The following is an 8,519-nucleotide window of genomic DNA, read 5'->3' as shown; positions in this document are numbered from 1 at the left end:
GCGCCGCCGCTCAGCGCATTGGCGCCGGTGTCGCCCGTCAAATGATCGTTCAGGGCGGAGCCGGTCAGGTTTTCGATGCTGCTGAAAGTATCGCCCTCGGCGTCGCCGCCGATCCCGGTGCCTGCGGCGAGGTCGACCGTGACGGCTGCAGCCGAGGTGGAATAGCTCGCCGTGTCCGTGCCGGTGTTGCCGATCAGCGTATCTGCCCCACCGGCGCCGATAAGGGTGTCGTCCCCGCCGAGGCCATCGATGAGGTCCGCCACGGCGGTGCCGGTGATGACATTATTGCCTGCGCTGCCGGTAATAAGCGCCATCGATATCTCCTAAAAGGTTCAGGGCTGACGCCCGATCTTATTGTTCTGAACTAATGGGTTGCGGAATATCAGACGCTGAAGAGGCCTAAGTAGGGCGCTTTAACAAAATTGTCGCCGAGTGCGTTCGCTGATGCTTGATGGGTGGGACTACAGCGGGGCGCCGTCCTGTACTGATCTCATGAAAATTTACGCATAGTCCGCCAGATCTGACTGAAGGTCTTCCTCAATACCGCGCCTCAATCGCCGTACAATTGCATTAAATATTAATCAAATCCACAAATTTTGGATCCGCCAACCGCCCGAACTTGCGGTGGCCATGCACTTTAGCGATCTTTCCGGCTTCCCGACCGGCCGCGCCGGCGCTCGCAAGGGACGGCGGCCGTCAAAGCGCGGAGGGTGTGCAGCAGGGATATTCGATGGGCGGCCTGGCGCCGCTGACAATGGGCACGCAGCCCCTGTGCGAGCATATCATTTTATGCAAAATTGCAACCGCACCGCTGCGGATCGGCCATTTTTGGCCTCGGCCCTCAGCCGTGCTCACGATGACAATGCTGGGGCCGGAACGTTTCAATTCATCTATTCAACGGGAGGTTGATTGTCATGAAATCGGCTCTGGGAATTGCTGTCCTGGCAACCGTGTTGTCGCTCTTTTCCGGCAGCGCAGCGCAGGCGACGCCAAATCACTCGTTTACGATTACCAACAATACGGATTCAACCCTGAAGTTTACTCAGGCGCAGTGGATGTGTGTCGCCGACTATAGCGGCTTCAAGGATATTCCGCCGCATTCGTCCATCACGGTGAGTTGGACCGATTCCAATAACATCGAGACTGGATGCACGGATCGGGAAAAATTTATTGCCTTCTATTTCGGTTCAAGCCATTGGCAGGGATGGCTGGGGATGGTTCACCGCAAAATCAGCGGCGACTGGTACAATGGGCAGTTCTATGCTGCCAAGATCACGACATCGCCGCCCATCCCAAAATACTCCTTTGTCGACGGAGACGAGCCGCCTGAATGGATCAATCCCGTGTGTTCTCATATGAACACTGGATGTTTCGGGCCATTCAGCGAAATGGTCGACGACAATAAAACCGACTACAATTGGCAGAGATTGTACACGACTGAAGGCGGCTGGAATTTTCAGTATAATAACTAGCGGGCGCACGACCAGCCGCGCGCCCGCTGTCTTGCCGATCCCGACGGGAAGGGGCCGATCCGGCGCCGGTCCCTTCCCATGAGCGCCGCCGAGTTCGGCGACGGAGGCGCGCTCCATTCCGACATCGGGGCTGTCCCCCGGTGCATGGCCTGATGCTACAATTCCCCCGCTGGCGTGTCGGGTTTGGGGAGAGCCATGTTTCGCCGATGGATCGGGGGCCTGCTGCTGGCCTCAGCCTTGTCGCTGCCGGGCGCGGCGCATGCGCAGACGGAGCCGGGGAAGGGCATCGTCTGGTTCAACGAGTCCGACCCGGCGATGAATCGGGCGATCCGGACGGCACAGGACACGCTGCCCGTCTTCCGCAAATACCTGGCGCACCCGCCCGCGGATGTGACCTCGATCCAGCTCAAGGCCGGCCTGCGCGAGGGGGATGAGGTCGAGCATGTCTGGCTGGCCGACGTCGCGATCGACGGCGACGGTTTCGCCGGCACGATCGCCAACGACGTCGAGAACCTGTCCGGCTACAAGGCGGGCCAGCGGATCCAGGTCGGGCCGGGCATCGTTTCCGACTGGATGGTGGTGCTCGACAACGGCATCCGCGGCGGCTACTCGATCCAGGTGATCCTGGACCGGGAGCGGCCGGCCGACCCGCACGACCTGATCGGCGACCTGGCCGATCTGCCGTTTCTCGACAAGCTGCCGGTGGGACAGTGACGATGGCGGATCACGACGAGACGGCCGAGCGCCAGGTCGCGCATTTCTGGGTCGGGCATTGCGACAGCGATGCGCGGCTCGGCGCCCTCCTGTCCGAAGCGCGCTTCTGGGCGCTGGAGGATGAAGATCGCGACAACGCCAGCCTGTCGGAGTTCGGCGAGACCCAGCAGATGCGCTGGTACGATCACGACTTCCTCGAGGCGGGGTTCGAGACCAAGGGTTCGACCCTGGCCGAGCGGTTCCGGGCGTATTCCTGGTCCGAGGCCTGGGCGGCGGAGCTGGAGCGGCGGGCCCGGGCGCTGGGCCTGGCGGACCCCAACTGCTTCATCATGCTGGGCGGCTCGCCCGACCGGCCCCGGGACTGGGACCGTTGCACCCCCGGGCCGGTCAGCCGGGATGGGGTCGATCTCCGCTATGCCGGGAAGATCGAGTTCGTGATCTCCTGAGGCTCGGCCGGCGGCTGTCCTTGCGACTCTCTCCAAAAGGCTGATCGCGGGCACATTGCAACGGGATGATCAGACGCGACCGATGCAGGCTAAGAACGGATGAGATGAGAATGTGCCGCGTCTGCCTGCGAGCGCTGGCTGACGGCCGACGCAGACGAACAGATTATTTGCGGCGAGCGTCACGAAATGCGAAATAAAAAGAAGAACCAAAGCCAACGATTAAAATCAACAATCCTACTGAAGACAATGTATCTTTCGTTTCGTAATCCTTGACGTAGTTACGAGAAATATTCATTATCAAAGCCATGGTTATGGCCGTCAAAAGTGGAATTAATCTATACCATTTATATTTTAGCCAGTGCATTGTAAGAAAAAATATATTTTTTCTCATTGTGCAGCCTATCTAAAGTAAAATTAAGAATAGGGTATTCAATTGGCAGAGGTGATGCCTCTTGGCGTGCCCGGCCATTTTGGCCAATGGTCAACTATTGTGACACGCTGTCGAATGGCAGAAAAGGGGCGATCCTTGCCCCCGGGCGGGCTGCATCTGAAAGCGCTGGCCCCCAGCCACACCTGCTGCACCTCGATCCGACAGACAGCGCAGATGCCGCTGCGTTGCGATTCCGGAACAAATCCATACGGAGCTATGTTGAAGCCGGTCCGGAAAATCCATACCTTGGTGACGCAATGCGGCACGAGGGAAGAATATGCGTAAATATCGGCCTTTATTCTTGGCATCGGCGATCGTTTTTCTTGGATCGCCCGGATTCGCGGCATCGAATGCGGATTGCACGAGGGCATTTCAGACGTCGAGTGCCGCAGCCACCTGCCAGGTCGTCGACGTCCTGGTGCTGAGCGATATCCAGCAATGCACGCTGACATTCGAGTGCCAGGGTGGCAAGCGGGGCCAGGTCACGACGCGCCTGTCGAATATCAAGCAGCTCAAGAACTGCAACGGCGAACTCAAAGTCGGCAAGTGTTGATGGGGGCTCACAGGGCCGGACTGAGGGTCTTGCGCGCCACGATATAGGGGCGGTTGTCCTTGCCCCTGGTGGCATGGCGTTCGGTGGCGAGGATGTCGAAGCCGGCGGCCGAGATCAGCCGGTCCAGCTCCGCCGCCCGGAAGATGCCGGCATGGGGCGCCTTGCCGATCGCGCGCATCGCCGGCAGCACCAGCCGGATCAGCGGCGTCATATCCCCTAGGCAGGGTGTCTTGGAGATGAACAGCCCCGCCGGGGCGAGCAGGGCATGGATGTGGCGCAGCGTGCCCGGCAGGTCGCGGACGAGATGCAGGTAGTTGAAGCCCAGGATGGCGTCGAACCGCTCGGTCCCGGGCGCCAGCGCCTCGGCGGTCGCGGTCCGGCAGGCCAGCCCCGGGATCGGGGCGGCGGCATGCTTCCGTTCGGCGATCGCGATCATGCCGGCGGAGACATCCGTCGCGAGATAGCGCTGCACGGCGCCGGCCAGCCGCAGCGCCGTCGTGCCGGTGCCGCAGCCCAGCTCCAGCACCCGGTCGGCGGGGCCCAGCAGGGTGCGGGTCCGCTCCAGCGTGCGCTCGTATCCGGCCGGGTCGGCGATCGCCCCCTTGGCGTAATTCCGTGACGTCCGATCCCAGAAACGGGCATCGCTCGCTGTGCTCATCAGGCCCCCCTCGCCATGCAGCCTGGCATAGGCCGGGAATTCTATGGCAGCTTTCGGGACGGGCTTTTCCGCCGTTCGATGACGGGACGGGAAGCAGACTCGCGAAGAAGGTTGGCCGCGACGATGCTTTCACCCGGTTCTCTAAAGGTAGCATATCGGTACAGCGGCGCGGCTATGGTGATCAACAAGGTCTGGGATGGTGCCACCCATCGCACTTCCCGGTGCATAGACTTGAACGGGGTCGACAATATCAGCCGCTGTATCGGGAGGCGCTTTGCAGTGATAAAATAAAAACATCATGTCCTAAATTCGCTTCTTCTGCGATAAACTCCGCAGCCACTTCATTCATTGAAAATACATTTGGTAAACGACGTATTGCATCGGCGGTGGTGCCTAAAATGCAATCATGACGAGACTCGAACCCAGGATTGTGCCAGATCCCACCCTCTACACTAACAACGATCAAGTCCTTGGCGCCTGCGGCCTGGCAAACTTCAAGAGCGGATTTCGGGGTTAGAAACATCACATGGTTGCCGCCAAGCTCATAGAAGTCCTTCGATGAGCTGTAGAGCTCTCCACGATCACCTTTCATTTCCTGCTCCTACGGCATGTTCTCTGTGTCGTTCAGGCATCGACCTCTTGGACTCTCACGATCTGCCTATCGATCGTTCGGGCTGCCGGCGGACCTTAACGCAGTCGTCGAATGGCCAGCTATGGATCGTAAGCGGCCAACAATCACCCTCGCTCGACCATCAGCGCGCGGTATCGTCCTGCACGGCGATGTCCGTGCACCAGATGATCCCGTCTCCCCAGTATTCGATGCGGGGAGGGAGGGCGTCCGGCCGAAGCATGAACCAATAGGAATTCTTCCAGACGTCCGCGCCGGCCATTCCCCCCAAGGCCAGCCCTTCGCCGTCCCGATAGGCCTTTTCGACGTGCCAGGTCGTCGACTCCCCGGCGATCAGCACGCCGATTTCGCCTTCCCAGGGATCGGTCTCGCTGGGGGCATACGCCAGCTCATACGGACCTTCAGGGCCGGTCATCACGACAGCAAAGGCGGGTGGGGCTTTGACCCTCATGGGCGGAGCTTAGCAGAGCCGGCCCGGATCCGTCACCGCGCCGCCCCGGCGGCCAAAGCGCGGAAGCCGGCGGTGAGGAAGCGGACCAGGTCCGGCATCCGGGCCGGATCGGCGGTGGTCTCGTCCCCGTCCGACAGCCGCTCGACCCGCACATCGGAAATGTGCTTCAGCAGGGCGCCGAGCGCGTAGACATAGCCCCAGACGATCAGGTTGCGGTCGCAGCCGGGCAGGGCCTGTTCCATCGCCGCGATGAAGGTGCGGGCCAGCGGGTCGTAATGCGGCTCGATCACCCGGTCCGCTTCCGGGCCCTGGTCCGAGAGGCGGGCGACCAGGCGGGAGAAGGCGGCGCCGCCCTCGGTCGCCCGCAGCAGGACCGCCGGCTCGACCCAGGCATGGACCAGATCCTCGACCGCGTTCGGATTGGCCGGCGAGCAGTCGACGGCGGCGATGCGCTGCAGCCGTTCGTCGATATAGCCGCGGCGATGCTCGAAGATGGTGCCGAGCAACTCCTCCTTCTTGCCGAAGTAATAGCCGACCAGGGCCAGCGGCACGCCGGCCCGGGCGGCGATGTCGCGCACCGAGACGGCGTGGTAGCCGAGTTCGGCGAACAGCTCCTCGGCGCTGGTCAGGATGTCCTGCCGGCGGTTCGGCGGGGCGGTGTCGCCCGGTGCAATGACCGACCGGCGCCGGGCCCCGCGGGGCGCCGGGGCCTTCATCGGTGACGCCGTCGGGCCGGGCTTGCCGCGGGCCGTCCCCGGTGTCGGGGGCAGGGCCATGTCCAATCCTCTTGAACGTTTGATCGAATGTTTGTACGATCGTACAAGATCGTCTCCGTAAAGTCACTCCCGGTGCTGCCGGCCGCCGTCGCGATTTGCGACGCCGACCCGGTGCATCGGTTCAACGACAACATTGAGGGAGGACGCGGTCATGCAACAAGAGATGCGTACGGGCCGAAGCAGGCTCGAGGAGCTGGCCGCCGGATGGCCGGTGCTGGTGGCGGCCACGCTGGGCTGCGCCATGGGGGCGTCGTCGCTGCCCTTCTACAGCCTCGGCAGCTTCATCGGGCCGCTGCAGCAGGAATTCGGCTGGGCGCGGGGCGACATCACCTCGGCCTTCCTTTACCTGACCCTGACGGTCGCGGTGACCGCGCCGGCACTGGGCTGGCTGATCGACAAGCTGGGGCCGCGCCCGATCGCCCTGGCCGCCATTCCCGGCTTCGCCGCGACGCTGTTCGCCCTCGGCCGCTACGGCGACACGCTCACCGCCTTCTATGTCTGCTTCGGCCTGGCGGCGCTGCTGGGCGGCGGCACCACGCCGATCCTGTACACCAGGGCGGTGAACGGGCGGTTCGACGCGGCGCGGGGCCTGGCGCTCGGCCTGACCCTGGCCGGCATGGGCGTCATGGCGATGGTGCTGCCGCCGCTGCTCGCGACCGTCATCGCCGGCCATGGCTGGCGTGCCGGCTACACGATGCTGGCCGGCTTCGCCCTGGTGCCCTGGCCGTTCGTGCTGTGGTCGCTGGGCGGCAAGGCCGCGCGGGGGACGGTGGTGGAGGAGCCCTGGGGCGTCGATCGCGGTGTCGCCCTGCGCTCCCGCGTGTTCTGGACCATCGCGCTGGGCTTCTGCGCCATCGCCGTGGCCGTGTCGGCGCTGACGGTGCACATGGTGCCGCTGCTGCACGACGCCGGAATGGATCCGATGCAGGCGGCCGGCGTGGCGTCGCTGACCGGGGTCGGCGTGCTGCTCGGCCGGCTCGGCATCGGCTGGCTGATGGACCGGTTCTTCGCGCCGCGCCTCGCCGCCGCGATCTTCAGCCTGACCGCGATCGGCTGCCTGCTCCTGGTCTATGGCGGCCTCGGGCTGGCGCCGGTGGCCGCCTTCCTGATCGGCTTCTCGCTCGGTGCCGAGGTCGATCTGATCTCCTACCTCACCGCCCGCTATTTCGGCATCCGGCGCTACGGTTTCCTCTACGCCACGATCTACGCCTGGTTCGTCGTCGGCGCCGCGATCGGCCCCTATGTGGCCGGCCGGATCTATGACGCGACCGGCAATTACGGTGCCGCGATCTGGGGCGTCGTCGCCTGCCTGGTGGCCGGGGCGCTGGCCGCCCTGTCGCTGCCCGGCTTCGATGCGCTGCGGCCGGCGGCGGCGGACACGATGCCGCACAACCCCGATCCCCAAGGCACCGCCGCGCAGGCTGTGCTCAGATGATAGGAAAGGATGCCCCTATGACCGCCTGTGACCAGACGCATGACCCGAAGCGCCGCAGCTGGGTCGCCTCCGCCAACCGGGACGGGGCCGACTTCCCGATCCAGAACCTGCCCTTCGGCGTGTTCAGCCCGGCCGGCGGCGTGCCGCGCTTCGGCATCGCCATCGGCGACAGCATCCTGGATGTCGGCGCGGCCCGCGATGCCGGGCTGCTGACCGGCGCCGCTGCCGAGGCCGCCGATGCCGCCCGGGGCGGGGCGCTGAACCCACTGTTCGCCCTGCCGGCCGCCACCCGCACGGAACTGCGCCGCCAGGTTTCGGCGCTGCTCGACACGTCGGCCCCGGTGCGGCCTGAGCTGCTGCACGACGCGGCTGCCTGCCGGCTGCTGTTGCCGACCGAGGTGCGGAACTACACCGACTTCTTCGCCGGCATCTATCACGCCCGCGCCGCCGGCGCCCTGATGTCGCCGGACAATCCGCTGTCGCCGAACTACAAATGGGTGCCGATCGCCTATCACGGCCGCGCCTCCTCCGTCCGCGCCAGCGGCGGCGATGTGCGGCGGCCGCAGGGCCAGCGCCCGCCGGCCAGCGGCGGCGACGGCCGGCCGGGCTTTGGCCCGTCCGAGCGGCTGGACATCGAGCTGGAGATGGGCTTCTACATCGGCCCCGGCAACGATCTCGGCGACCCGATCCCGGTGGCCGAGGCCGGCGAGCGCATCGTCGGCTTCTGCCTGCTGAACGACTGGTCGGCGCGCGACATCCAGCGTTGGGAGATGGTCCCGCTGGGACCGTTCCTGAGCAAGAGCTTCAGCACCACCGTCTCGCCCTGGGTGGTGACGTCGGACGCGCTGCGGCCGTTCCGCACGCCGGCCATGGTGCGGCCGGCGGGTGACCCGGCGCCGCTCGACCATCTGCTCGACGGTGCCGACCAGAAATCGGGCGGGCTGGATGTCGAACTG

The 8,519-nt window shown here is 64.5% G+C and carries 11 protein-coding genes; 6 read left to right on the top strand and 5 right to left on the bottom strand.

Going from position 1 to position 8,519, the window contains the following annotated elements:
* Nucleotides 1–314 (bottom strand): calcium-binding protein (locus tag AC3XYG_RS36465; protein ID WP_489144799.1); only part of this gene is annotated, 314 nt, incomplete at its 3' end.
* A 600-nt stretch (nucleotides 315–914) separates the two neighbouring features.
* Here AC3XYG_RS36465 and AC3XYG_RS36460 point away from each other — a divergent pair.
* The 4 genes from AC3XYG_RS36460 to AC3XYG_RS36445 all read left to right on the top strand — a co-directional run bounded on the left by AC3XYG_RS36460 (nucleotide 915) and on the right by AC3XYG_RS36445 (nucleotide 3,615).
* On the top strand, nucleotides 915–1,472 hold the full coding sequence (locus AC3XYG_RS36460) for a hypothetical protein (RefSeq protein WP_489144798.1): 558 nt from the start codon (nucleotides 915–917) through the stop codon (nucleotides 1,470–1,472).
* Nucleotides 1,473–1,667: 195 nt separating this feature from the next.
* Nucleotides 1,668–2,186, top strand: coding sequence for a DUF2314 domain-containing protein (locus tag AC3XYG_RS36455; RefSeq protein WP_489144797.1), 519 nt, complete (start codon nucleotides 1,668–1,670; stop codon nucleotides 2,184–2,186).
* A 2-nt stretch (nucleotides 2,187–2,188) separates the two neighbouring features.
* A complete protein-coding gene (locus AC3XYG_RS36450; protein ID WP_489144796.1) occupies nucleotides 2,189–2,632 on the top strand; it encodes a hypothetical protein in 444 nt (147 codons plus the stop codon).
* A gap of 707 nt (nucleotides 2,633–3,339) precedes the next feature.
* Nucleotides 3,340–3,615, top strand: coding sequence for a hypothetical protein (locus AC3XYG_RS36445; RefSeq protein ID WP_489144795.1), 276 nt, complete (start codon nucleotides 3,340–3,342; stop codon nucleotides 3,613–3,615).
* Between the two features lie 7 nt (nucleotides 3,616–3,622).
* Here the strand turns inward: AC3XYG_RS36445 and AC3XYG_RS36440 are convergent, their stop codons facing one another.
* From AC3XYG_RS36440 to AC3XYG_RS36425, 4 genes are all read right to left on the bottom strand, one after another.
* A complete protein-coding gene (locus AC3XYG_RS36440; protein WP_489144794.1) occupies nucleotides 3,623–4,273 on the bottom strand; it encodes a class I SAM-dependent methyltransferase in 651 nt (216 codons plus the stop codon).
* A 250-nt stretch (nucleotides 4,274–4,523) separates the two neighbouring features.
* The gene (locus AC3XYG_RS36435; protein WP_489144793.1) at nucleotides 4,524–4,865 is read right to left on the bottom strand and encodes a colicin immunity protein; all 342 of its coding nucleotides are present in this window, start codon (nucleotides 4,863–4,865) and stop codon (nucleotides 4,524–4,526) included.
* Nucleotides 4,866–5,025: 160 nt separating this feature from the next.
* Nucleotides 5,026–5,316 carry a hypothetical protein gene (locus AC3XYG_RS36430; protein ID WP_489144792.1) on the bottom strand — a complete coding sequence of 97 codons (291 nt, stop codon included), beginning with the start codon at nucleotides 5,314–5,316 and terminating at the stop codon, nucleotides 5,026–5,028.
* A gap of 68 nt (nucleotides 5,317–5,384) precedes the next feature.
* Nucleotides 5,385–6,128: a TetR/AcrR family transcriptional regulator gene (locus tag AC3XYG_RS36425; protein ID WP_489144791.1), complete on the bottom strand. Its 744-nt coding sequence runs from the start codon at nucleotides 6,126–6,128 to the stop codon at nucleotides 5,385–5,387.
* 163 nt (nucleotides 6,129–6,291) lie between these two features.
* On the opposite strand from AC3XYG_RS36425, the gene AC3XYG_RS36420 reads away from it, so the two are divergent.
* Both AC3XYG_RS36420 and AC3XYG_RS36415 read left to right on the top strand, forming a co-directional pair.
* Complete coding sequence (locus AC3XYG_RS36420; protein WP_489144790.1) at nucleotides 6,292–7,563, top strand: MFS transporter; 1,272 nt, start codon at nucleotides 6,292–6,294, stop codon at nucleotides 7,561–7,563.
* A gap of 17 nt (nucleotides 7,564–7,580) precedes the next feature.
* A partial coding sequence (locus AC3XYG_RS36415; RefSeq protein WP_489144789.1) for a fumarylacetoacetate hydrolase family protein occupies nucleotides 7,581–8,519 on the top strand: 939 nt, incomplete at its 3' end.

This window comes from Inquilinus sp. (genome assembly GCF_057815775.1).
The sequence above is the reverse complement of the archived record's forward strand: the minus strand, read 5'-3'. Positions and strand labels throughout refer to the sequence as shown.

Bases quoted from the DNA above. Each gene is read 5' to 3' on its own strand.
- AC3XYG_RS36460 (WP_489144798.1), top strand. From the start codon at position 915: ATGAAATCGGCTCTGGGAATTGCTGTCCTGGCAACCGTGTTGTCGCTC.
- AC3XYG_RS36455 (WP_489144797.1), top strand. From the start codon at position 1,668: ATGTTTCGCCGATGGATCGGGGGCCTGCTGCTGGCCTCAGCCTTGTCG.
- AC3XYG_RS36450 (WP_489144796.1), top strand. From the start codon at position 2,189: ATGGCGGATCACGACGAGACGGCCGAGCGCCAGGTCGCGCATTTCTGG.
- AC3XYG_RS36445 (WP_489144795.1), top strand. From the start codon at position 3,340: ATGCGTAAATATCGGCCTTTATTCTTGGCATCGGCGATCGTTTTTCTT.
- AC3XYG_RS36440 (WP_489144794.1), bottom strand. From the start codon at position 4,273: ATGAGCACAGCGAGCGATGCCCGTTTCTGGGATCGGACGTCACGGAAT.
- AC3XYG_RS36435 (WP_489144793.1), bottom strand. From the start codon at position 4,865: ATGAAAGGTGATCGTGGAGAGCTCTACAGCTCATCGAAGGACTTCTAT.
- AC3XYG_RS36430 (WP_489144792.1), bottom strand. From the start codon at position 5,316: ATGACCGGCCCTGAAGGTCCGTATGAGCTGGCGTATGCCCCCAGCGAG.
- AC3XYG_RS36425 (WP_489144791.1), bottom strand. From the start codon at position 6,128: ATGGCCCTGCCCCCGACACCGGGGACGGCCCGCGGCAAGCCCGGCCCG.
- AC3XYG_RS36420 (WP_489144790.1), top strand. From the start codon at position 6,292: ATGCGTACGGGCCGAAGCAGGCTCGAGGAGCTGGCCGCCGGATGGCCG.